Source organism: Mycobacterium sp., from assembly GCF_965230835.1.
Taxonomy (GTDB): Bacteria; Actinomycetota; Actinomycetes; order Mycobacteriales; family Mycobacteriaceae; genus Mycobacterium.
Genome location: NZ_CBDDLW010000001.1, coordinates 1 through 21,337, shown reverse-complemented (window position 1 = coordinate 21,337; position 21,337 = coordinate 1). Strand labels below are relative to the sequence as shown.

The following is a 21,337-nucleotide window of genomic DNA, read 5'->3' as shown; positions in this document are numbered from 1 at the left end:
CGCTACCGCACCGCTAGGCCAGCGGCGTTGCGCCGACTGCGTTACCCGCAGCCATCTACTTCGACGCATGTTCTGCCGCACTACAAGCGAAGCACGCGTAAGCCAAAGCGATACCATCGCCACGCGCATTGCTGCGACGAATACACCACTATACGTAGTCGGTGTGGTTCACCAGACGCACCGATGACGCCCCGTCGGAATAGAACTCGGCGATGCTCAGCGAAGCCAGATCAAGATGCAACCGGTACAGAACCCCCGGACCGGCGTCCAAGGCCAGACGCAACAACATTTTGATCGGCGTGACATGAGAGACCACCAACACCGTCGCACCTTCGTGGGCCGCCACTATGCGGTCACGTCCCCGGCGAACCCGCTGCAGCACGTCATCGAAGCTTTCACCGCCCGGCGGCTTGATGTCGGCATCCTGCAACCAGCGGCGGTGTAAATCAGGATCGCGTTCAGCGGCTTCGGTGAACGTCAGGCCTTCCCACGCACCGAAATCGGTCTCGATGAGATCTTCGTCGACGGCCACCTCCAAGCCCAGCGCGCCGGCCGCTGTTTTCGCGGTTTGGTAGGCCCGCTGCAGCGGTGAGGAGACCACCGCGGAAATCCCACCGCGTTGAGCCAGATACCGTGCCGCCGCCTCAGCCTGGCGCCGGCCAGCGTCGTTCAGACCGGGGTTGCCGCGCCCCGAATAGCGCCGTTGCACCGAAAACTCGGTCTGCCCGTGCCGCAACAACAACAGCCGGGTGGTCGTGCCGCGCGCACCCGTCCAACCGGGAGCTGTGGGGGATTCGGTCGCCAAGTCTTTGCCGGACCCGGCAACCGGAACGGTGGCTTTTTCCACGTCGCGCTTAGCGTGCGCAGCGGCATCCATCGCCTCGTTGGCCAATCGGTCGGCATGCGAATTTTTGGCCCGCGGAATCCACGTGAAATTGATCTGGCGAAACTGCGACGCGAGCGCGCGAGCCTGAGCATTGAGCTGAACCAAGTCGGGGTGTTTGACCTTCCATCGGCCCGACATCTGCTCCACCACCAGCTTGGAATCCATCAGAACGGAGGCTTCGGTGGCGCCCAACTTCACGGCGTCGTCCAAACCTGCTATCAAGCTTCGGTACTCAGCGACGTTGTTCGTTGCCCGGCCGATCGCCTGCTTGCTCTCGGCAAGCACAGTCACATGGTCTGCAGTCCACACCACCGCTCCGTAGCCCGCTGGGCCGGGGTTCCCCCGCGATCCACCGTCAGCTTCGATGATTACCTTCACTGGCCGAACCCTTTGACCCGCAATAGGATCGCCCCGCATTCCGGACACCGCACCACATCGTCCTCGGCAGCCGCCGAGATACTGGCCAGCTCGCCGCGGCCGATCTCGATCCGGCACGCGCCGCAACGATGCCCCTGTAAAGGCCCAGCACCCGGCCCTCCCCCGGCACGCTGTCGTTCGTACAGCTCAGAAAGGCGCGGGTCCAGCGCCGCGGTCAGCGCGTCACGTCGCGATGAATGGTCCTGGCGTGCCTGATCGATCTCGGCAAGCGCTGCGTCGAGGTCTCCTCGGGCGCCCACCAAGTCGTTCTGCAGCCCCGCGAGCAGACTCGACTCAGCTGACAGCTGAGTCTGCAGCTCCTCACGGCGCTCCATCACCTCCAGCAAAGAATCTTCCAGACTGCCCTGACGGCGCTGCAAGGTGTCCAGCTCGTGCTGCAGATCAGACAGCTGCTTGGCGTCGGTCGCACCCGATGTCAGCAACGAGTGGTCTCGGTCCTTACGTTTGCGCACCGCGTCTATATCCGATTCAAATCGCGACACTTGGGCGTCCAAGTCCTCCAACGCGATCCGGACAGAAGCCAACCGATCGTTGGCAGCGTCGTGCTCAGCCTGTACCCGATCATGGGCCTCCTGCTGCGGCAGATGGTTGGCACGATGCGCGATCCTGGCCAGCTCCGCATCCAGGTTTGCCAGCTCCATAAGCGAACGCTGCTGTGCCACTTCGGCTTTCATGAAGAATCTCCCAAAGACTCGTTCCCCACCGCTGTTGTCAGATTCCAGGGGTCGGTGCGGATGGTGCAGACCTGCACCGGCAACGTCACGCCAAAATGGGACCGCAGCACCTCGGCGGCCTGGCCGCACCAAGGGAATTCGCTCGCCCAATGCGCGACGTCGATCAAGGCAACATTCGAAGCACGACGATGCTCGTCGGCCGGGTGGTGGCGCAGATCAGCGGTGACATAGGCTTGGACGTCCGCGCTGGCAGCGCTGGCTAGCAATGAGTCGCCCGCACCGCCACACACGGCAACCCGCGAAACACGCATGTCAGGGTCTCCTGCGGCACGCACCCCCCACGACGTGCGCGGCAACGCGGCACCGACCCGAGAGACGAAGGCGTGCAGCGGCTCGGGTTGCGGCAGCGTGCCGATGCGCCCCAACCCGGCCTCCGCCGGTGGTGCCACCAGAGCGAAGATGTCGAACGCCGGCTCTTCGTACGGATGCGCGTTACGCAGTGCGGCCAGCACATCGGTCCGCAGTCGGGCCGGCGCTATGGCCTCGATCCGGTCTTCGGCTACCCGCTCAACAGTTCCGACACTGCCGATTGCCGGCGACGCACCGTCGTGCGGCAGGAACTGCCCGGTACCGGTCACGCTCCAACTGCAGTGCGAATAGTCGCCGATGTGTCCGGCACCAACCGCAAAGATTGCTTCCTGCAACGCTTCTGAATTCTCGCGCGGGACATAGATAACCCACTTGTCGAGATCGGCCACAGCAGGCAGTGGATCGAGCACGGCCTCGACATGCAAGCCAAGAGCGTGTGCTAGGGCATCGGATACTCCCGGGAACGCCGAATCGGCGTTGGTGTGCGCGGTGAACAAGGATCGCCCACTGCGAATCAAGCGGTGCACCAGCGCGCCCTTCGGGGTGCTGGCCGCAACCGTATCCACCCCCCGCAACAGCAATGGGTGATGGACGAGCAGCAAACTGGCCTCGGGAACGTTGTCGACGACCGCCGGTGTCGCGTCTACGGCGATGGTTACCGAATCCAACACATCATCGGGATCGCCGCACACCAGGCCTACCGAGTCCCACGACTGAGCAAGCTGCGGCGGGTATGCCTCGTCGAGCACCGCGATGACGTCCGCCAGCCGAGCACTCATCGGTGCCTCCCATTGTTCGCGCAATCGGTTACTTCGGCGATTGCCTGCACCAGCAACGGCCACTCCTTCCGCACTGCTGCCCGCAGGTAGCACCGGTCCAGACCGACGAATGTGTCACAACGGCGGATCGCAATACCTTTGTCGTGCAGTCGGCGACGGATCAGTTCGGCACTGGGCGTGCGAAACAACACAAACGGGGCCCGACCATCGACCGGTTCGACACCCACCGCCTCCAGACCGGCCACCATCTCCGCGCGCAGCGACGCCAACCGCACAGCGTCAGCGGCGGCCTCGGCGACGGCTTGCGATGCACAACAGGCCTCGATCGCCGTCAGCTGCAACGTGCCCACCGGCCAATGCGCGCGCTGCGTGGCCAACCGGGCCAGCACCTCGGGTGTGCCAAGCGCATAGCCGACGCGCAATCCGGCTAGTGCCCAGGTCTTCGTCAGACTGCGCAGCACCAGTACGTCGGGCAGCGCATCACCAGCCACCGACTCCGACTCCCCAGGTACCGAATCGGCAAAAGCTTCGTCGACCACCACAAGCCGCCCCGGCCGGCGCAACGCGAGCAGCTGCTCGCGGGTGTGCAGCACGGAGCTGGGGTTGGTCGGATTACCGACCACAACAAGATCAGCGTCGTCGGGCACCTGCACGCCGTCGAGGCTGAACGGCGGCTCTAAGACGACATGCCGCACGGGAACGTCGGCCGCGGCCAGCGCTACAGCCGGCTCTGCAAACGAGGGCGCGATGATCGCCGCCTGGGCCGGGCGCAGATTACTCAGTAATGCGAATCCTTCCGCTGCTCCGGCCAGCGGCAGGACCTCGTCGCGGGTTCGGCGGTGGCGGCGCGCGACCGCGTCTTGAGCGTCCGTTATATCCCTAGAGCCCGGGTAGTGGGCCAACTGCGGCAGCCGGGCGGCCAGTCGCTCTAGCAGCCATGACGGCGGTTGCGGATGACGGACGTTTACGGCGAAGTCCAGCATGCCGGGCTCGACGGCCTGATCACCGTGGTAACGCGACGTCAGGTAGCTCATCGACGCGCTGTGATCTGGATTGACCATCACTAGAACACTAGTGCGCCGCCAGACCAACCGATTATTGGGAGGACCGTCTCCTAATGGCAGGTCCATCGCGGAGAATGGACACGTGACAGCCACCGGCTCGGCGGGGAGCGACCTCCCGCCCCCATCCCGCGACATCGCCGAGCGGGCGTTGTCCACCCGCGCGACACCGCAGCTGGTGATCTTCGATCTGGACGGCACACTCACCGACTCGGCACCAGGGATAGTTGCCAGTTTCCGCCACGCACTCAGTCACATCGGCGCCGCCGTGCCCGCAGGTGACCTTGTCGCCCAGATTGTCGGCCCACCAATGCACGTTACGCTGCGCGCGATGGAACTCGGCGAGCACGCCGAGCAAGCTATCGCAGCCTATCGCGACGATTACACCTCGCGGGGATGGGCGATGAACAGCCTGTTCGACGGGATCGAACCGCTTCTGGCCGACCTTCGCAGCGCTCAGGTCCGCCTGGCCGTCGCCACCTCCAAAGCCGAGCCATCCGCACGGCGCATCCTTGCTCATTTCGGATTGTCGCACTACTTCGACGTCATCGCAGGCGCGAGTATTGACGGCGTCCGGAGCAGCAAAGTAGAGGTGCTTGCCCACGCTCTGGCACAGCTGCAACCCGTGCCCGAGCGCACTGTCATGGTCGGCGATCGCAGCCACGACGTCGAAGGAGCTGCCGCGCATGGCATCGACACCGTCGTGGTCGGGTGGGGCTACGGACATGCCGATTTTGCTGACCGGGCCTGCTCCGCGGGCGTAACGCATGCCGCGACCATCGACGAGCTGCGGAGGGCCCTCGGTGTCTGACACAGCTTTACACGTGACCTTTGTCTGCACTGGCAACATCTGTCGTTCGCCGATGGCCGAGAAGATGTTCGCACACCAGATCCAGCGCCGAGGGCTGAGCGGCAGTGTGCGGGTTACCAGTGCGGGAACCGGGAACTGGCACGTGGGCAACGGGGCTGATACCCGGGCACGGTCGGTCTTGGGCTCCCACGGCTACCCCACCGACCACCGTGCGGCACAGGTCGACGCCGAGCACCTGGCAGCGGATCTGGTAGTGGCTCTGGGACGCAACCACGCCCGACTGTTGCGCCAGCTAGGGGTTGACGAAGACCGGCTGCGGATGCTGCGCTCATTCGACCCGCGGTCAGGTGCCCATGCCCTCGACGTCGAGGATCCCTACTATGGCGACCACGACGACTTCGAAGAGGTCTTCGCCGTTATCGAGGCCGCCCTGCCCGGCCTGCACACCTGGGTCGATGAGCGGCTCGCACAGAACGGACCAGGTTGATGCCCCGTTTTCTGTCACGCTTGGCATTCCTGCTCAGGCCAGGCTGGCTGGTATTGGCCCTGGTGGTTATCGCGTTCACCTATCTGTGCTTTATGGTGCTCACGCCGTGGCAGCTAGGTAAGAACACCAAAACGTCGCGCGAGAACCAGCAAATCGAACATGCCCTCAATGCCCCGCCGGTAGCGCTGAAAAGACTATTACCGCAGCAGGATTCGTCGGCTCCGGGCAGCCAGTGGCGCAGTGTTACCGCAACTGGGCACTACCTGCCGAACGTGCAGGTGCTAGCACGATTACGGGTGATCAACGCAAACCCGGCTTTCGAAGTACTGGCACCGTTCGCCGTCGACGGCGGACCGACTGTCCTGGTGGACCGCGGGTACGTGCGGCCTGAGCAGGGCTCTGGCGTTCCAGCGATCCCCCATCCGCCCCAAGAGCGTGTCACCATCACAGCCCGATTGCGCAACTCCGAGCCGATCGCGAGCCAGCAACCGTTCACTCAGGACGGTAACCAACACGTCTATTCGATTAACACCGAACAAATCGCAGCGGTGACCAAAGTTCCATTGGCCGGGTCCTATCTACAGTTGGTAGACGAACAACCCGGGGGGTTGGCAGCGGTCGGCGTTCCGCGGCTAGACCCAGGACCCTTCCTGTCCTACGGCATCCAATGGATCTCTTTTGGCATCCTGGCGCCGATCGGACTCGGGTATTTCGCCTACGCGGAGATCCGCGCTCGCCGCCGCGAAAAGCAGCAGGCTTCACCGCAGGGCAGCCCGATGACCGTCGAGGAGAAACTTGCCGACCGCTATGGGCGACGGATCTGAAGGCAGAAAGCGCTGACTAAGGCAGCCGCCGCCTGCACTGTCCGCGACAACACCACCGCGCGGCGCAGATCGGCTACCTCGGGGCGAACCCCGTCGCCGAGCGTAGGCCGGATCTGCAGCTCATGACGGTATTGGGTGGGCCCGCCCAGCTGCACGCCGAGCGCGCCGGCGAAGGCCGCCTCTACCACTCCCGCGTTGGGGCTAGGGTGCCGAGCGGCGTCACGGCGCCAAGCCCGCGACGCGCCCGCAGGCGAACCACCTACCACTGGCGCGCACAGGACGACCAGCGCCGCAGTCGCACGCGCGCCGACATAGTTGGCCACGTCATCTAAACGCGCCGCGGCCCAACCAAATCGGATGTAGCGCGGCGAGCGATATCCGATCATTGAGTCCAAGGTGTTGATGGCGCGATATCCCAGCACCGCCGGCGCCCCGCCCACGGCCGCCCACAGCAGCGGCGCCACCGCCGCGTCGGAGGTGTTCTCCGCCACCGATTCAAGTGCAGCACGCGCGAGTCCGGATTCGTCGAGCCGGGTTGGATCACGTCCACACAACGATGGGAGCAGCCGGCGCGCTGCCTCGACGTCACCGCTGTCCAGTAGATCTGACATCTGCATCCCTGTGCGCGCCAAGGATGCGCCGCCCACGGATAACCAGGTGGCCGCTGCGATCAATGTCATGGGCCAGAACCGTCCCTGGTATCGGGCACTTCGCTGCAATAACGCACCCAACGCACCGACCGCACCGACTAGTAGGCCAGTGTGCACCGCCCCGGCAGCCCTAGTGTCACGGTAAGTGTAATGCTCCACAGCTGCCGAACCTTGGCCAAACAACGCGACCGGATGGCCGCGCTTCGGATCGCCCAGGGCAAGGTCGGCCAAGTAGCCGGCCAACACGCCGATGATCCGGGTCCGCCGCGGTGACGCAAACACCCCGGCAGCGTCTCATACGTGGCCTACTGGCACCTATGCCGTCGTGGAGAGGGTTTCGCCGATGATGCGCTCCGTAGCCCAGGTCGCCGACCTGTTGCATCCGGCAGCTTTGCTGCCGCCAGCCGCGAACACGATCATGCAGCTGGCGTTGCCGAGTGTCAGATGCGGCCTAGCCGCACAGTGAGGTGGACATGCACCGGCCGCTGAACCCGGTTCAGCCGTGCCGAAAACCCTTGCCGGCGCGATCCTGCGGGTCAGAATCTAAGCCCAGGTAGCGGGCCCGCAGCCGATCCCACAATTCCAGTTGTCCCCAGGCGGGCTCGTCGCGGAGCTGCTGGTCGTTGGTGAGGAACGGGTTCGGCAGCATCAGCGTCATCATCTGTTCGTCACGACCGTTATACAAGCGCACACCCCAGGTGCTGGGGTGCCCGCCGCCGTCGACGCCGCGATATAGCTCGGCCCGTGTGCATCGGCGGATGCGACCGCGCTCTGGCCCGCTTGCGCGATGCTCTCCGATACACAGGTGAAAATGCCAACGACCGAAGTCGACCGTCGCGTAGCCATCTTGCACCGAGACGCGCTTGGGCGGATTCGGCGCCGCTACTTCCCACGCCGCGCCCTCCATGATGATGCCAAACCAAATTTCGTCCCAGTACTCGTCGAAGCACAGGTGGATCAAGTCCAGCAAGCTCTGCTCGTCAACGGGCAGCGGCCAACGCTGTTCGCGTCCGCCTCCATCGTTTTCGACAACCGGGGGGGTGTCCGTCTTGACATCGGTCATGACGCTTCCTTCCTTTCGCCCTATGTGCAAGAGCATCTTTGCAAACAGAGCACCGACCGCTGACCGGCATGCGGTAGGGTCCTGCGTAAGGCGATGACGATAGAGGAAGCCGGTGCGAATCCGGCGCGGTCCCGCCACTGTCATCGGGGAGCAACCCTCAAAGCCACGGCCGCAAGGTTGGAAGGCGAGGCGAGCATCGATCCGAGAGCCAGGAGACTCGCGTCATCGCGTCCTGCCAACCCGGGGCGGTGTACCCCGAGAGAGCTGACCCGTCATGATGCTGCGCGTCCTGCCCAAGGCCCGAACGGCCACCACGACCATTGTCACGTTGTCTTATCCAAGCGCGGGTAACCGGCGATGACCGCCCCGATCTGGATAGCTTCTCCCCCAGAGGTGCACTCGGCTCTGCTGAGCAGCGGCCCCGGTCCGGGGCCGCTGCTCGCGGCCGCAGGGGCGTGGAACGCGCTGAGCACCGCCTACACTGAGACGGCTGGCAAGCTGACCGCGGTGCTGGACGCCGCGCAGGCCGGGGCCTGGCAAGGCCCAACCGCCGAAGCGTACCTGGCCGCCCATGCGCCATATCTAGCGTGGCTGCTACAGGAAAGCGCCAACAGCTCCGCTGTGGCCGCCGAGCACGAAATCGCCGCCACCGCCTACACCACCGCACTGGCCGCGATGCCAACCTTGGCAGAGCTGGCCGCCAACCACGCCACCCACGCGGTATTGCTGGGGACAAATTTCTTCGGCATCAACACCATCCCGATCGCGCTCAACGAAGCCGACTACACACGGATGTGGATCCAGGCCGCCACCGTGATGAGCACCTACGAGAGCGTCGCCAACGTAGCGGTCGCGGCGGCCCCGCCGCCCGAACCGTCGCCGACGATTACCCAGTCGGTGGCAGCCGCCCAGCCGACACAACCAGAACCGCCCGCATGGTTTGAGGACTTACAGAAGTTTTTGGAAGGTCTTTTCCCTCGACCGCCATATCCCGACACCAACGACTTCCCGCTCTATCAGCAAATATTGAACTTCTTCCACGAGATCGGTTTCACCGAAATCCCAGATCCGCTCGCACATTTTTTTCAGTCGCTGAACGGGTCGTCGTTGCTGCCGCCGGTTGGTGTACCTGGGTCGTGGCTGGCGTTCACCGGCAACCCGCTGAGCTATCTCAACCCCGCCACCATCGCTTACGTGTTGGCGGTGCCACTGGATCCTGGGTCATACATCGCGTTTACGTCCATCGTCATCATCGACGACATACTGGCGATTCTGTACACCGCCGCATTTAACCCCTACGCTTTGCCCCTGGTCATAGCGCTGGCATCCGTCGAGATCATCGGCTCCACAATCGGCAACACCATCCAGTTGCTGCACTATCTGATCGAGCAGACCATCGTTGCCGTGATACCGGCCATCCTGCCGCTGGCGATCCCCTCCCTAGCTTCGCTGGCGATCGCACCGGTCGGGCTGGCGGGCCTAGCCGGCTTGGCAGGGCTGGCCCCCGTCGCGGCCGCACCGGTACCGCCCCCGCTGCCCGGGGTGTTTTCAGCTCCGCCTCCGCCCTCGCCACCCGCTCTCGCATCCCCGGCATCTGCACCGGCACCAGCACCGGCGGCACCGGCTCCAACACCCGCACCGCCCGCACTTGGCGGCCCACCGCCAACACCAGCGGGACCACCGTGGTCAACCATGGACGGAATGCTCTACATGGTCGGTGATCTGGGCTTGGGCGCCCAGCGGGCGGCCAGCACCAGTAGCCGCGCCCAGAAGACTCCAGTGCCCGACAGCACCGAAACCCCAACGGCTATAACGGCTCCTAAGGAACAGGTACAACGGCGCCGGCGGACGAGGGCTACCACGCTCGGCCGCGGTTATGAATACATGGATTTGGAACCGGAGCCAACCGTGACCGCCTCGGACCGCCATGCCGGACCACGCGGATTCACCGGCACCGCGGCCCGGGCGAGCGGTGCGAGACCGGCCGGGTTGGCCACGTTGGCCGAAGACGCGTTCGGGGGCAGCCCGCGGGCGCCAATGCTGCCCCACACCTGGGGCGCCGACTCAGCAGCACCTCCCGACAACGCGACCAAGGCTCCGCTGGCGCGACCATCCTGATACGACACTTGTTCACCCTTGGTCTGAAAGTCCGGGGCGGAGAATTCTGCACCGGAGCACCCGCAACACTTTCGGCGCCATGAGTGCAATCAAATTCACGCCGATGCTGGGGCGAACCGTTCGCTGGGGTCGAGTGCAGAGCCCATAGTTTCGGGCAGTAGGTAGGCACAGATAAGGCTGACTACCGCCGTCATCGCCATCATCAGACCGACAGCCCAGCTACCGAGCGTGGCAAGCAAGGCGCCGGCAATAACTGGCGGAACAGCACCCCCGAATATTCCGCCGAGGTTGAGTGCCAGTCCCGCGCCGGTATAGCGGTAGCGGGTGGCGAAAATCTCCGGGATGAATGCCGCCAGGGGCCCGAAGGTCACACCGAGGATCGCGGGGGTCACCACCATGTCGACCGCGAATAGCACTGGTGAGCCGGTATCGATCAAGGGGAATACAGCCGCCGACCACGGTAGGGCCAGAGCCAGTCCGAACAAGATGATGCGTCGACGTCCCAGGGTGTCGCACAGGCGTGCCGACAAGGCGATGAACACCATCACTGCCAGCCCGCTGAGCATCCCGACTCCAAGGACCAGATTACGTGGATGCCCAATCTCGGTATTGGCGTAGCCAAGCAGATAGGTGCCACCGAGAAAGCCGAACGTGAAGGGGGCCAGCATGACTCCGGCCGCGAGCATGACTTGACGGAGCTGACTATCGAGCAGCTCTCGCAGGGGCGCTTTCGACGTGGCGTTGCGAGCGCTTTCCGCGACGAACACCGGCGTTTCAGCGATGTTGAGCCGAACGTAGAAGGCTATGAGGACCAGGACCGCACTAAGCAGAAACGGCAGCCGCCACCCCCAGGTCATAAATGTCCGGCTCTGTTCACCGATGGTGAAATTGATGACCAAGAATACTCCGGTGGCCAGCACACTTCCAGCGCCGACGCCGAGCTGGGTGAACATTCCATACGTTCCACGCTTGCCGTGGGGAGCGTATTCGGCGCTCAATAGCGCTGCGCCGGCCCATTCGCCGCCCACCGCGAATCCCTGCAACAGTCGCAAAGTGACCAAAATAAGAGGTGCGGCTATCCCAATTGACGCGGTTGAAGGAACCAGCCCGACAGCGACAGTCGACATGCCCATGGTGACCAAAATGACGACCAGGGTCTTCTTCCGGCCAATCTGGTCACCGAAATGCCCGAAAAACGCCGCCCCCAGCGGACGGGCGAAGAAGGCTGCGGCGAACGCCGCGAACGAGGCGACCATCCCAACAGTGGGCCCCAGATCGGGGAAGAACACGTCGGGAAAGACAAGCGCGGCAGCGGTGCCATAGATGAAGAAGTCGTAGTACTCGATCGCGGTTCCCACAAAGCTCGCCATCGCTACCCGTCTCAATGGTGTCGCTCGTACAGACCGAATTGAACTCACCCCCAACGCTTCTCGACCGTCGATGTCGTTGATCATGTGCGCTCCTCCTGCATGGGGGTTCGGGTAGCCAGATAGGTGAGCCCATTCGGGCGCCGTGCGGCTCAGGATGCAGCTCACGAAGCCCGATCCCTGCCACCCGTGGACTCCGTGTCTGCACCCTATTGTTTGCGCTGGGCGACCGCACTTTGGCCGGATGCAACCCAATGTCGACGGCGACGCTAGGTACGAGCCCCAACAGCTGACCAACTATTGTGTAAGGAACTCAGCAAATTCAATGTGTTGAGCAGGATGCTCTCCTCAGCGCAGCCACGACCAACAACCGCATCGACAGTCGTCGATAGCTGCCCAGTCGAGGAAACATGCTTATGCTCGAAGTGATCGACAAAGGTTCATCCAGCAAATCCCGTCCGGTGCCACTACTCTTTGTCCACGGCGCCTGGCAGGCCGCGTGGTGCTGGGACCAACACTTCCTCGACTTCTTCGCCGCGAAGGGGTACCGCGCCCTGGCGGTGAGTCTGCGCGGACATGGAAACAGCTCGTCGGCGAAACCGCTTCGAACTTGCTCAATTGCCGACTACGTCGAAGATGTCACCGCGGTTGCGGACAGTTTGCCCACAAAGCCAGTGGTCATCGGTCACTCGATGGGCGGCTTCATCGTGCAAAAGTATCTAGAATCACGGCGAGCTCCCGCCGCCGTTCTGCTGGCGTCCGTGCCCCCGCAAGGAATCCGCGCGGCCATGCTGCGTTTCGCTAGAAGCCACCCCTGGCTCGCTGCTAAATCAGTGCTCACCGGCGACACCATGGCGCTTGTCAGCACCTCCGAACATATCCGCGAGTACATGTTCTCGCAGCGAACCCCGGAGCCGTTCGTCTCCGACTGTGCCGGGCGGTTTCAGCCAGAGAGCAAACGAGCGATCTACCTGGACATGATGTTTCTGAACCTGCCGACACCCGAACTCGTCACAACGCCGGTACTAGTTTTGAGCGGGCAGTGCGACGGAATCTTTGGCGACAAGGAAGCCCTCGCGACGGCACGGGCGTACAGCGCTCAGCCGGAACTGTTTCCGGATATGGGGCACGAGATGATGATTGAACCGGGATGGGCCGCAGTCGCCCAACGAATCCACATCTGGCTCGAATCACGCGAACTGACATTGACCCCAGCGCAACCAGATCAGCAGAAAAACCTAGGCTAGGTTCTACGGGCCATTCGCACTGGAGAGAACCGCTAATGCAGCGGCGATTGTCACACCACTGCGGTTGGTCGTGGCGGCAATCGCTCAACCCTGCCTCGCCAGAATCGATCCGATTAACCGGCTTCGGGTGTTGCAGCGCTCGGAAAGCATCCCCCCAAAAAGGTTTGCAGGCAGGCACAGCCTCATCCCGGTGGAGACAGACCTTGAGATGAATCCTGCCGACTCACAGCTGGACGCAGCAAATACCGGAAAAGTCACGCGCGTGCCGGTCCGATCGCAAGGGCGCGGAACCACAGATCGCCGGCCTGCTGTAGAACAATCCAAGACTGTATCGCCCCCTTCGTTTGGGCCCCGCAACAGGAGGACAACTAATGCCGCGCCGCAGACCCAAACCCAGAGGCGTCGACGTACCGCCGCAACCCATCAACGAGACCATTCAAGCTAATGGCTGGTCGGCGCCGGCGCACCGCTGGCTGGTGCTGGCGATCGTCGGTGCGGCGCAGCTGATGGTGGTGCTCGACACCACCATCATCAATATCGCTTTGCCCTCCGCACAGGCCGACCTCGGTTTCGGCACTGACAGTCGGCAATGGATCATCACCGCCTACTCGCTGGCATTTGGAAGTCTGCTGCTATTTGGCGGTCGGCTCTCCGATCAGATCGGGCGGCGGCGGACGCTGCTGATCGGACTACTCGGGTTTGCAGCGGCCTCCGCACTCGGCGGTGCAGCACCTGGATTCGCAACCCTCGTCTTCGCGCGCGCGTTACAGGGCGTATTCGCCGCCGTCCTGGCGCCCGCAGCATTGTCCACCCTGAACGTGACCTTCACCGAGCCCAAGGAACGTGGCAAAGCTCTCGGAATCTACGCTGCGATCTCTGCCGGGGGCGCGGTAGTCGGACTGATTCTGGGTGGCGCACTGACCGAGTGGCTGTCGTGGCGGTGGTGTTTGTATGTGAACCTGGTTTTCGCCCTACCGGCGGCCATCGCCGCAGTGGTCTTTGTCGCTGTCAAGGACACTAGCGACCGGAGCCGACGGCTGGACATCCCCGGCACTCTTGCGGTATCCGGTGGGTTGTTCTGCCTGGTTTATGGCCTGTCGAACGCCCAAACCCATGGTTGGGGCGACAGGCTGACCATCATCATGTTCGCTGCCAGCACGGTTCTGCTGGTCAGCTTTATCGCAATCGAGGCGTTGGTCCGCGAGCCATTGCTGCCCCTGCGTATCCTCGCCGACCGCAATCGCAGCGGGTCGTATCTAGCTATCGCGTTCGCCTTTTGCGCGATGTTCAGCGCGTCTTTGTTTCTCACCTATTTTGCGCAAAAGAACTTGGGCTACAGCCCTATGAAAACCGGCGTGGCGTTTCTCCCTCTCGCCGCCGGCATCGGCCTCTCCGCTGGATCGGCGAACACAATTCTCGTCCCGCGGTTCGGGCCACGCCCTTTGATCCCGTTCGGCATGCTGATCGCTGCGGGCGGCATGTTCTGGCTCGCACAGTTGGGCATCGATTCCGGCTACACCCACGATGTCATTGGCCCAGTGTTCACCCTCGGCGTCGGCATGGGCCTGACTTTCGCCCCCGCGGTCGCCACAGCTACGGCCAGCGTTGCCCACGAAGACGCCGGGGTCGCCTCCGCGATGGTCAACACCAGCCAGCAGATCGGCGGCGCGATCGGCACCGCCGCGCTGTCCACTATCTTCATTTCAGCGTTGACACGCTACGTAGCCGACCACCAACCGCCGACCTCGCAGGTGCAAGCTGCGGCCTCCGTCCACGGTTACGGCGTCGCGTTCAGCATCAACGGCGGACTCTTTCTCGCCGGCGCCGTCCTCACCGTGCTGTTGCTACGTAGCGGACGTCTCCCGGATCAAGCCGACTACCAGACCTCAGGAAGCCGAACCCAACAACCAACCCTGTCCCCCACTGCCACAACCCACACAACCTGAAGTTTTTGCGGTCATACCACGGCCGCAGGCATGTGACCACCCAGGCTGGATGCGTCGATCACAATGGCCGGTTCGGATACCGGGTGACCGGCAGCAGGTAGATGGATATCGGATACCCAATCCATGCGTTGTCACCGCAGTGTTTTGGGCAGGTAGACCGCGCCCGGACCCGCCCAAGCTGCGGTGTCGACGGGGTTGGCAATCGCGCAGCGCTTCAGTGATAGGCAGCCACACCCGATACAAGCGTCGAGCTGATCACGAAGAGTTATTAATCCTGCGATCTGATCGTTGCGGTCGCGTCTCATCGCTGGTGTAAATGGTCACGGGCGTAGGTTCCGTCGCAACCGACGAAAGCTATGAAGGAGGGGCTACGCCCGTGACCAAGCGAGTATCGCCGATTGAGCGTGTGCGTGTTGAGATGGATCAGTTGTTCGCCGCGACCGAGCGGCCGTTGACCGAGATTTTGGAGGAGGTCGGGCGGTTATCGGTGCGTCTGGTGTTTCAGGTCGCCGTGGAGGCCGAGGTAGAAGCAGTGTTGGGCCGAGCCCGTCACCAGCGTCGGGTTCAGGACGGCCCGGGCGGGTACCGCAATGGGTATCAACCGCCGGCGACGGTGAAGACCACGATGGGCTCGGTCGAATTATGCCGCCCGAAACTACGCGACACCGACGAGCGGTTCTGTTCGCGGCTATTCGGTGCCGGGGTGACGCGCACCCACGCTCTGGAGGCGTTGGTGATTTCGGGATGGGTGCGCGGTTTGTCGGATCGCGACATCGAGGCCGCGTTGGCCGAGGTGCTGGGCTCGCAGGCGGCGTTGTCGCGCTCGACGGTGAGCCGGATTTGTGCGGCCATCAAAGACGAGTTCGCTGCGTGGTCGTCTCGACGCCTTGATGAGCTGGTGTTGGACTACCTGTTCTTGGATGCCTCGAACTTTCGGATGCATCCCAACGCCCCGGCCGAGCCGGTGCTGGCCGCCTGGGGCATCTGCACCGACGGCAAGCCCCTGTTTATTGGGCTGGCCCCAGCCGCAGCGGAGTCGGCTGATGCGTGGGCCGACTTCTTGGCTGACCTGAGGAACCGGGGACTACGCCCGCCGCTACTGGGCATCTCCGACGGGGCGCCGGGCCTGATCGCCGCATGGGAGACCACGTTTCCGGCAAGCCTGCGTCAGCGGTGTCTGATCCATCGCTGCCGTAACGTCATCGCCAAGACACCTGTCGCGGTCCAGGACGAGATCAAAGCCGCGTTCTGGTCGATCTTCGATGACATTGACCAGCCACCCGGCCAGCAGGCCGTGGATGAAGCCACCCGCCGCGCCGAGGAGTTCACCACCACATACCGCGGGCTCTACCCAGCCGCGGTCGCTTGCCTGGCCAACGACTTCGCCTCGCTGAGCGTGCATTTGCGCTTCCCCCGCCAACACTGGACACGCATCCGCCATTCCAACCTCATCGAACGCACCTTCGGAGAATCCCGTCGCCGGGTCAAGGTCATCGGCCGCCTACCCGGCGAAACCAGCTGTCTGTCGCTGGTATGGGCCGTCCTCGACCGCGCCAGCCGCGGCTGGCGCGGAGTCACCCAAACATCAGCGACCAGCCGCCACCTCCAAGAACTACGCCACCAACTGCTCGAGCCACCCCGCCCACTGCATCCCCCCACCACAACAACCACGACCGACACCACCGCCGCGTAACATGACCACCAGGAACATGCGCCCAGCGTTTTTACACCAGTCCTAAGACGCCACCGATCGTTGAGGCGTTCCCGCCATGCCTTCGACAATCGGCTCCAGTCCGCTTTAGCCGGAGTTCTGTTGTCAGGCAAGGTCGCCAAGGCTGCAGCGATTTCTTCGAGGCTGAGGCCAACGTTGCGAGCGGCGCGAATAAATGCTAGTCGCCGCAACATGTTCCGTTCGAATCGGCGCTGCCCACCGCTTGTTCGCGAGGCAGTGATGAGCCCCTGCTTGTCGTAGAAGCGGATCGCTGACGTGGCAAAACCACTGCGGTTCGCCAGTTCTCCGACGGTAAGGAGGTCGTCCATGTGAAGTACCTCATAGTTATTCGGGTATTGACTTAAAGTTTACTTTAACTACAAGTATGTGGGAATGACGCGCTTTCAACGCAGTTGTCCTGTTGCGATCGTCACCGGCGCTTCGCGCGGATTGGGCAGAGCGATCACGGCAGCTCTGCTCGATCGAGGCTGGAAAGTCGTGATAGACGCCCGACGTAGTGCCGATTTGGCGGCAACCGCCGCCGCACTCAACTCGCCACGCCTGATCGCCCACGCCGGGGATATCACTGATGCCGCTCATCGCGCCGTACTGATCGACGCCGCTGTCGGCTCCGGCAAGCTGAGTTTGTTGGTGAACAACGCCAGCTGCCTCGGGCCTACCCCGCAGCCGGCCCTCGCCGAGTACCCAGCTGGCGACCTACGCGCCGTCTACGACGTCAACGTGTTTGCGCCACTCGCCATGATCCAAGCTGCGCTTCCCGAATTGACTGCCAACGCTGGCACGATCGTGAACGTCTCCTCGGATGCGGGGACTGAGGCCTACGCGGGCTGGGGCGGTTACGGATCGTCCAAGGCTGCCCTTGTTCAACTTTCGGCAGTTCTTGCGGTAGAGAACACTGCGGTCAACGTATACGCGTTCGATCCCGGCGACATGCGCACCGAGATGCATCAGGCCGCGTTCCCGGGCCAAGACATCACAGACCGCCCCGAGCCAGAGTCCGTTGTGCCGTCAATGCTTCGACTGCTCGACGCTAGGCCGCCGGGCGACCGCTATCGGGCGAGCGATCTGTCGCGTGTTGGAGAGAGCATCTGATGCTGGCCGCTCCGCACACCTACTTCGACCGCCCTGCGAGTTCGGATGCCACTGAGCCCCCCGAGGCTCATGGTGTGGCCCGCGACGCGGTCAAGCTACTCGTCGCCACCCCGCGCGGCATCACGCACACGCGGTTCACCCATCTCGGCGACTATCTTCAGGCCGGCGACCTGTTGGTGGTGAACAATTCCGCGACCATGGCCGCCGCGGTCGACGGTAACCGCGCGGGCCGGCCGATTACCGTCCATTTCTCCATGGCGCGCGATGACGGTACCTGGGTGGTGGAGCTGCGACCAGCAGAGATCGCTCGAGGCCATCTTTTAGATGTTCGGCCCGGCCAACGTATCGATCTACCGGGCGGCGCAACGTCGACAGTGCTGTCGTCATATCCAGATCCCGGTGTCGTCGGCAGCCGTTTGTGGAGCACACGCGTCACAATTCAAGGCGACGTCACAACGTTTCTGGCCCGCTACGGACGGCCGATCCGCTACGCGTACGTACCACGGCGCTGGCCGCTGGCCAGCTATCAAACCGTGTTCGCTCGCAGTCCCGGCAGTGCCGAGATGGCCAGTGCGGCTCGTCCATTCAGTCCGCGGCTTGTCGTATCACTCGTGACTTCCGGAATTCGGATCGCGCCGATCACGTTGCACGCCGGTGTTTCCTCGGCCGAGGCTGGCGAGTCACCGGCCGCTGAATCGTTCGACGTTTCACCGAGCACCGCGCAGCTGGTGAACCTGACTCGCGCGAACGGTGGTCGGGTCGTCGCGGTCGGCACGACGGCCACTCGAGCCCTGGAATCCGCAGCTTGCCACGACGGCAGCGTTGGTCCGGCACATGGCTGGACTGAAATCGTCATCGGACCCGACCAACCAGTTCGCGTTGTCGATGGCCTGATCACCGGGTGGCACGACGCGACCGCGTCGCACTTACTGCTCTTGGAAGCGGTGGCCGGCAGCGACCTCATCGGCGCGGCCTACCAACAAGCGCTTACCCACGAATACCTCTGGCACGAATTCGGCGACAGCGCACTGCTACTCCCCGACCGCCCACACTGTGGACACCCACGGGGCGGGCTGCTTCGGAGATCGCCCCGATCGAATACCGACGTCGAGCCTCAACCAGCTCGCCGATGTTAATTCGTGAGCAGCGCATTCGCTGGCAACGGCACAGAAGCCAGCCTCACCAAACGCGCAAGCGCTACCCACCGCCCAAGGCGCACTCACAGGCCGGCATGGACGCCGGGCAAACAACACAACAAGTAGAAGAGGAGGGCCAGCGATGGCTAACGACAACCCGGCCTATCTGGTGGCCAGTTCATTTATGCACGAAGGTCACGGCTCACTGGAACCCTACGGGACAGCAGCCCAGCCGCTGCTCGCGAAATACGGTGGCGAGGTTCTCATCGCCGGCTCGACCGGCCAGTTCCTGCATCATTTCGAGGGGGAGTGGAATCAAGGAGCACGTTTCACGCTCTTCAAGTTTCCGTCCATGGACGCGTTGCGGGGATTCTGGAACTGCCCGGAATACCAGCAGGTCAAACATTTGCGTACCGATGTCATACCGACGAACTTCACCTTCGCCGTCGAAGCATCCGTGCCCCCCAGATGGGATCACTCGTGATGACGGAACCGCCTGTGGAAAACACGCCACCGCGACCTGGGGAAACCTTCCAGACCGCCTACGAGCAGCTGTACCAGAACGAGTTATCCGCGTCGGGTCCGGCTGCCTTCACACCGTGGGACATCGGAGGTCCGCAGCCGGTCGTACGGGAGTTGGTAGCCCACGGCGCATTGCGCGGAGAGATCCTCGAACCGGGGACCGGACCCGGCCACCACGCGATCTACTTTGCGTCGCAAGGCTATTCAGTCACAGGGATCGACGCGTCGCCGGCGGCGATAGAGAAAGCCAAGCGCAACGCGGAGCTCGCCGGAGTCGAAGCCGACTTTCAGGTGGCTGATGCCACGAAACTCGACGGGTTTGAGGATCGGTTTGACACCGTCGTCGCCACCGCCTTGTATCACGTCTTCCGAAACGATGAAGATTCGCAACATCGGTATATGCGGGCGCTGTATCGGGCCACCAAACCAGGAGCCCGGCTTTACATGTTCGAATTCGGCTGCCAGAACATCAACGGTCTGCAATGGGACGGGCTAGCAGCCGCAACGTTCACTGACGTGCTACCAGCATCGGGTTGGAACATCGACTACTTAGGTCCCACGACGTACCAATGTCGGCTGGCTCCCGACATGTTCGCCAAACTATCTGGTAACCAAGCGTGGGCGGAGCAGATGAAGCCTGTCCGCGAACAAATCCGAATACTAGGACCGCTGCTCGAAGACCATCTCGTGCATGCACCGTTTTGGGCAGTTCACTGCACACGCAAAAACGAGTGACTGAACAGGAAATTCCACGCAGGTTTGGTGTGCCCGGTTTGGCTGACGCCTGCGGTTGACTCGCAGATGAACGTGTCCGACCGCTTCACCAATTGCCCATGCCATCGTGTTGCGGAGTCGGCTCGCAATGATGTCTCATCCATGTAGACATTCTTTTCACCGCCGCAAAAGAACGTCATGGACACGCGAGGTTGAAAGATACACGAAAAGCAGTGTCGCAAGATCGTCACCGATCTAGGTGACTGCAGATGCAGCCTGACCGATACTGACCGCGAGCTTCGCCCGGACCAGGACAAGGCCCAGAGCACGCCGTTACCACCCACCACCCTGACGCAGTGAGGCACTGAACCACACTGCGAAGGCCTTTCCTGACACCGCAGTGGCATCGACCGCCTTAGTCGGGATCAACACCACCTTGCTACATAGGACTCCGCTGCGCGTTCATGCCGCACAACAGCTAGACCACGCCCTCGCACTCATGAAATACGACCATTCGCGACTCCGACACCATCACACTTACAGGAAATACTCAGAAACCTATCAGCAAATCCCGTTACAGTGCAGTTGCTTTCAGAGCTTCGACAGAGAAATCGTCGTCCAGTTTCGCTAACGACCGTTGGGTTTAATGTGTTTGCTGATCGTCGTGTGGCTATTGTCGGCCTGTCGTGTCGCTCGGCAGGCGTGAACAGCCCAGATGAACTGTGGCAGACTTTGTTTTATAAGGCGAGCAGTGTTTCCTGCGACCAGACTGAACGAGTTCCGTTCGACGTTAACGAGGTTTTTCTTGAGCCGTTGAGATACAGCGCCTTTTTGGACGATGCGTTTGGCTTCGATTCCACGTTTTTTTCGATCTCAGACGTCGAGGCCGAGCACATGGATCCGCAACAACGGTTGGCGTTGGAGTTGGCATGGTTGGCGTTTGAAGACTCACGGATGGTTCCACAGCGGGTCGCGGATTCGTCGTCGGTGGGCGTTTTCGTCGGCGCGATGCGCGACGACTTTGCGTCATTAGTCTCGCGTCCTGCGTTTGCTCCCAATGCGCGTAGCACCTTGGGTTCGCTCCGCTCAGTAATCGCCGGACGCATCACGCACTGGTTTGGCTTTCGAGGCCCGAGCCTTGTTGTTGACACCGGCCAATCATCGTCGCTCGTAGCAATCTGCCAGGCGGTGGAGAGCCTGCGCAAGGGTGAGTGTGACGTGGCCATCGCGGGTGGGGTGCACCTCAACCTAGATCCGCAAGCCGGGCGGTGTATCGCGGAATTGGGCGTGTTGTCTGATGACGGAGTCTGTCGGCCTTTTGATCGTGACGCCAACGGATATGTTCGCGGCGAAGGTGGCGGCTTTGTCGTCCTCAAACGAGCCGCCGACGCGGAACGCGACAAGAACAAAATCTATTGCCA

General features: G+C 62.8%; 20 protein-coding genes, 1 pseudogene and 1 riboswitch. Of the genes and pseudogenes, 13 read left to right on the top strand and 8 right to left on the bottom strand.

Annotated elements, in window-relative coordinates:
* Nucleotides 1-148 precede the first annotated feature (148 nt).
* From ACO07W_RS00105 to cobC, 4 genes are read right to left on the bottom strand one after another with little or no spacing between them, the layout of a single operon-like run.
* The gene (locus ACO07W_RS00105) at nucleotides 149-1,264 is read right to left on the bottom strand and encodes a bifunctional RNase H/acid phosphatase (protein WP_421839982.1); all 1,116 of its coding nucleotides are present in this window, start codon (nucleotides 1,262-1,264) and stop codon (nucleotides 149-151) included.
* Nucleotides 1,261-1,998 carry a zinc ribbon domain-containing protein gene (locus ACO07W_RS00100; protein ID WP_421839981.1) on the bottom strand — a complete coding sequence of 246 codons (738 nt, stop codon included), beginning with the start codon at nucleotides 1,996-1,998 and terminating at the stop codon, nucleotides 1,261-1,263. The genes ACO07W_RS00105 and ACO07W_RS00100 overlap by 4 nt, the downstream gene beginning before the upstream one ends.
* Nucleotides 1,995-3,146, bottom strand: a complete 1,152-nt coding sequence (locus ACO07W_RS00095) for a Nif3-like dinuclear metal center hexameric protein (RefSeq protein WP_421839980.1) — start codon at nucleotides 3,144-3,146, stop codon at nucleotides 1,995-1,997. The genes ACO07W_RS00100 and ACO07W_RS00095 overlap by 4 nt, the downstream gene beginning before the upstream one ends.
* A complete protein-coding gene (gene cobC / locus ACO07W_RS00090; RefSeq protein WP_421839979.1) occupies nucleotides 3,143-4,207 on the bottom strand; it encodes an Rv2231c family pyridoxal phosphate-dependent protein CobC in 1,065 nt (354 codons plus the stop codon). Before cobC ends, ACO07W_RS00095 begins: the two co-directional genes overlap by 4 nt.
* 178 nt (nucleotides 4,208-4,385) lie before the next feature.
* On the opposite strand from cobC, the gene ACO07W_RS00085 reads away from it, so the two are divergent.
* The 3 genes from ACO07W_RS00085 to ACO07W_RS00075 are packed head-to-tail and all read left to right on the top strand — an operon-like array spanning nucleotide 4,386 to nucleotide 6,329.
* A complete protein-coding gene (locus ACO07W_RS00085; protein WP_421840073.1) occupies nucleotides 4,386-5,018 on the top strand; it encodes an HAD-IA family hydrolase in 633 nt (210 codons plus the stop codon).
* Nucleotides 4,975-5,505 (top strand): low molecular weight protein-tyrosine-phosphatase, encoded by a 531-nt coding sequence (locus ACO07W_RS00080; RefSeq protein ID WP_421839978.1) that lies wholly within the window; start codon nucleotides 4,975-4,977, stop codon nucleotides 5,503-5,505. The genes ACO07W_RS00085 and ACO07W_RS00080 overlap by 44 nt, the downstream gene beginning before the upstream one ends.
* A gap of 11 nt (nucleotides 5,506-5,516) precedes the next feature.
* A complete protein-coding gene (locus ACO07W_RS00075) occupies nucleotides 5,517-6,329 on the top strand; it encodes an SURF1 family protein (RefSeq protein WP_421840072.1) in 813 nt (270 codons plus the stop codon).
* Here ACO07W_RS00075 and ACO07W_RS00070 read toward each other — a convergent pair.
* Nucleotides 6,311-7,261, bottom strand: a complete 951-nt coding sequence (locus ACO07W_RS00070) for a cobalamin biosynthesis protein (protein ID WP_421839977.1) — start codon at nucleotides 7,259-7,261, stop codon at nucleotides 6,311-6,313. The two genes, ACO07W_RS00075 and ACO07W_RS00070, sit on opposite strands and share 19 nt — an antisense overlap.
* Before the next feature lie 61 nt (nucleotides 7,262-7,322).
* On the opposite strand from ACO07W_RS00070, the gene ACO07W_RS00065 reads away from it, so the two are divergent.
* Entirely contained in the window at nucleotides 7,323-7,445 is a 123-nt protein-coding gene (locus ACO07W_RS00065) for a hypothetical protein (RefSeq protein WP_421840091.1), read from the top strand.
* Nucleotides 7,446-7,475: 30 nt separating this feature from the next.
* Here the strand turns inward: ACO07W_RS00065 and ACO07W_RS00060 are convergent, their stop codons facing one another.
* Complete coding sequence (locus ACO07W_RS00060; RefSeq protein ID WP_421839976.1) at nucleotides 7,476-8,042, bottom strand: DUF7676 family protein; 567 nt, start codon at nucleotides 8,040-8,042, stop codon at nucleotides 7,476-7,478.
* A gap of 59 nt (nucleotides 8,043-8,101) precedes the next feature.
* A riboswitch (cobalamin riboswitch) is annotated at nucleotides 8,102-8,281 on the top strand.
* A gap of 118 nt (nucleotides 8,282-8,399) precedes the next feature.
* On the opposite strand from ACO07W_RS00060, the gene ACO07W_RS00055 reads away from it, so the two are divergent.
* A complete protein-coding gene (locus ACO07W_RS00055; protein WP_421839975.1) occupies nucleotides 8,400-10,160 on the top strand; it encodes a PPE family protein in 1,761 nt (586 codons plus the stop codon).
* A gap of 95 nt (nucleotides 10,161-10,255) precedes the next feature.
* Here the strand turns inward: ACO07W_RS00055 and ACO07W_RS00050 are convergent, their stop codons facing one another.
* Complete coding sequence (locus ACO07W_RS00050) at nucleotides 10,256-11,614, bottom strand: MFS transporter (RefSeq protein ID WP_421839974.1); 1,359 nt, start codon at nucleotides 11,612-11,614, stop codon at nucleotides 10,256-10,258.
* A 329-nt stretch (nucleotides 11,615-11,943) separates the two neighbouring features.
* Here ACO07W_RS00050 and ACO07W_RS00045 point away from each other — a divergent pair, with 329 nt between their 5' ends.
* From ACO07W_RS00045 to ACO07W_RS00035, 3 genes are all read left to right on the top strand, one after another.
* Nucleotides 11,944-12,774: an alpha/beta hydrolase gene (locus ACO07W_RS00045; RefSeq protein ID WP_421839973.1), complete on the top strand. Its 831-nt coding sequence runs from the start codon at nucleotides 11,944-11,946 to the stop codon at nucleotides 12,772-12,774.
* Between the two features lie 371 nt (nucleotides 12,775-13,145).
* The gene (locus ACO07W_RS00040; RefSeq protein WP_421839972.1) at nucleotides 13,146-14,720 is read left to right on the top strand and encodes an MFS transporter; all 1,575 of its coding nucleotides are present in this window, start codon (nucleotides 13,146-13,148) and stop codon (nucleotides 14,718-14,720) included.
* Nucleotides 14,721-15,138: 418 nt separating this feature from the next.
* A complete protein-coding gene (locus ACO07W_RS00035; protein ID WP_421840071.1) occupies nucleotides 15,139-16,413 on the top strand; it encodes an IS256 family transposase in 1,275 nt (424 codons plus the stop codon).
* Between the two features lie 107 nt (nucleotides 16,414-16,520).
* Here ACO07W_RS00035 and ACO07W_RS00030 read toward each other — a convergent pair.
* Nucleotides 16,521-16,760, bottom strand: a pseudogene (locus ACO07W_RS00030) (MerR family transcriptional regulator); the annotation flags it as partial.
* 64 nt (nucleotides 16,761-16,824) lie between these two features.
* Here ACO07W_RS00030 and ACO07W_RS00025 point away from each other — a divergent pair.
* The 5 genes from ACO07W_RS00025 to ACO07W_RS00005 all read left to right on the top strand — a co-directional run.
* Nucleotides 16,825-17,544, top strand: coding sequence for an SDR family NAD(P)-dependent oxidoreductase (locus ACO07W_RS00025; protein WP_421839971.1), 720 nt, complete (start codon nucleotides 16,825-16,827; stop codon nucleotides 17,542-17,544).
* On the top strand, nucleotides 17,544-18,680 hold the full coding sequence (locus ACO07W_RS00020; RefSeq protein WP_421839970.1) for an S-adenosylmethionine:tRNA ribosyltransferase-isomerase: 1,137 nt from the start codon (nucleotides 17,544-17,546) through the stop codon (nucleotides 18,678-18,680). Before ACO07W_RS00025 ends, ACO07W_RS00020 begins: the two co-directional genes overlap by 1 nt.
* 142 nt (nucleotides 18,681-18,822) lie before the next feature.
* Complete coding sequence (locus tag ACO07W_RS00015) at nucleotides 18,823-19,164, top strand: DUF1330 domain-containing protein (protein WP_421839969.1); 342 nt, start codon at nucleotides 18,823-18,825, stop codon at nucleotides 19,162-19,164.
* Nucleotides 19,164-19,937: a class I SAM-dependent methyltransferase gene (locus tag ACO07W_RS00010; RefSeq protein WP_421839968.1), complete on the top strand. Its 774-nt coding sequence runs from the start codon at nucleotides 19,164-19,166 to the stop codon at nucleotides 19,935-19,937. Before ACO07W_RS00015 ends, ACO07W_RS00010 begins: the two co-directional genes overlap by 1 nt.
* Nucleotides 19,938-20,582: 645 nt before the next feature.
* On the top strand, nucleotides 20,583-21,337 hold a 755-nt coding region (locus tag ACO07W_RS00005), incomplete at its 3' end, for a polyketide synthase (RefSeq protein ID WP_421839967.1).

Excerpts from the sequence above, each read along its gene's own strand:
- ACO07W_RS00100 (WP_421839981.1), bottom strand. The coding sequence starts at position 1,998 with ATGAAAGCCGAAGTGGCACAGCAGCGTTCGCTTATGGAGCTGGCAAAC.
- ACO07W_RS00095 (WP_421839980.1), bottom strand. The coding sequence starts at position 3,146 with ATGAGTGCTCGGCTGGCGGACGTCATCGCGGTGCTCGACGAGGCATAC.
- cobC (WP_421839979.1), bottom strand. The coding sequence starts at position 4,207 with ATGGTCAATCCAGATCACAGCGCGTCGATGAGCTACCTGACGTCGCGT.
- ACO07W_RS00080 (WP_421839978.1), top strand. The coding sequence starts at position 4,975 with ATGCCGCGACCATCGACGAGCTGCGGAGGGCCCTCGGTGTCTGACACA.
- ACO07W_RS00065 (WP_421840091.1), top strand. The coding sequence starts at position 7,323 with ATGATGCGCTCCGTAGCCCAGGTCGCCGACCTGTTGCATCCGGCAGCT.
- ACO07W_RS00060 (WP_421839976.1), bottom strand. The coding sequence starts at position 8,042 with ATGACCGATGTCAAGACGGACACCCCCCCGGTTGTCGAAAACGATGGA.
- ACO07W_RS00055 (WP_421839975.1), top strand. The coding sequence starts at position 8,400 with ATGACCGCCCCGATCTGGATAGCTTCTCCCCCAGAGGTGCACTCGGCT.
- ACO07W_RS00050 (WP_421839974.1), bottom strand. The coding sequence starts at position 11,614 with ATGATCAACGACATCGACGGTCGAGAAGCGTTGGGGGTGAGTTCAATT.
- ACO07W_RS00045 (WP_421839973.1), top strand. The coding sequence starts at position 11,944 with ATGCTCGAAGTGATCGACAAAGGTTCATCCAGCAAATCCCGTCCGGTG.
- ACO07W_RS00040 (WP_421839972.1), top strand. The coding sequence starts at position 13,146 with ATGCCGCGCCGCAGACCCAAACCCAGAGGCGTCGACGTACCGCCGCAA.
- ACO07W_RS00035 (WP_421840071.1), top strand. The coding sequence starts at position 15,139 with ATGGATCAGTTGTTCGCCGCGACCGAGCGGCCGTTGACCGAGATTTTG.
- ACO07W_RS00025 (WP_421839971.1), top strand. The coding sequence starts at position 16,825 with ATGACGCGCTTTCAACGCAGTTGTCCTGTTGCGATCGTCACCGGCGCT.
- ACO07W_RS00020 (WP_421839970.1), top strand. The coding sequence starts at position 17,544 with ATGCTGGCCGCTCCGCACACCTACTTCGACCGCCCTGCGAGTTCGGAT.
- ACO07W_RS00015 (WP_421839969.1), top strand. The coding sequence starts at position 18,823 with ATGGCTAACGACAACCCGGCCTATCTGGTGGCCAGTTCATTTATGCAC.
- ACO07W_RS00010 (WP_421839968.1), top strand. The coding sequence starts at position 19,164 with ATGACGGAACCGCCTGTGGAAAACACGCCACCGCGACCTGGGGAAACC.